Origin of the sequence: Streptomyces sp. DH12 (genome assembly GCF_020873895.1) — a bacterium.
In the GTDB taxonomy this organism is placed as follows: domain Bacteria; phylum Actinomycetota; class Actinomycetes; order Streptomycetales; family Streptomycetaceae; genus Streptomyces.
The window spans coordinates 1-489 of record NZ_JAHWGT010000780.1; the positions used below are offsets into that span (position 1 = coordinate 1).

Annotated in this window: 1 protein-coding gene; it reads left to right on the top strand. The window is 79.6% G+C overall.

Going from position 1 to position 489, the window contains the following annotated elements; all coding sequences use genetic code 11:
• A partial coding sequence (locus LPA54_RS37020; RefSeq protein ID WP_228984862.1) for a helix-turn-helix transcriptional regulator occupies window positions 1-489 on the top strand: 489 nt, incomplete at both ends.

Here is a 489-nt window from a genome sequence, read left to right on the forward strand (position 1 = left end):
GTGCTGCGCGCGCTGGCCGGGCTCGACACGCCCGCGCTCGCGCTGCACGTCGCCGGTCTCGTACGGGAATACATCGACGCCCACCCCGAGGACGGCACGCACGCCGCCGAGTACGTCGACCTCCGCCTGGAGCACGGCCCCGCCGCCCGGGCGCTCCTCCTGCCCCTGGTGACCGGGCTGCTGCGGGACCGCCCCGCACCACCGCCGGTGCGCGCCGCGCTCGCCCGGGTCCTCGCCGGGGCCGGGAGCGCCGCGTCCCGGCCGCTGCGGGCGGAGCTGCTGGACGCGTGCGCCCTGCTCACCCCGCGGGAGACGCCGTCCGGAGCGGTGCGGCTCGCGCCCCGGGAGGTGGACGTGCTGGCCTGTGTCGCGGCGGGGGCGACGAACGGGGCGGCGGCCGGCCGGCTGGGGCTGACGGCCGAAACGGTCAAGGCGTATCTGCGGTCCGCGATGCGGAAGCTGGGGGCGCGGACCCGGGGCGAGGCGGTG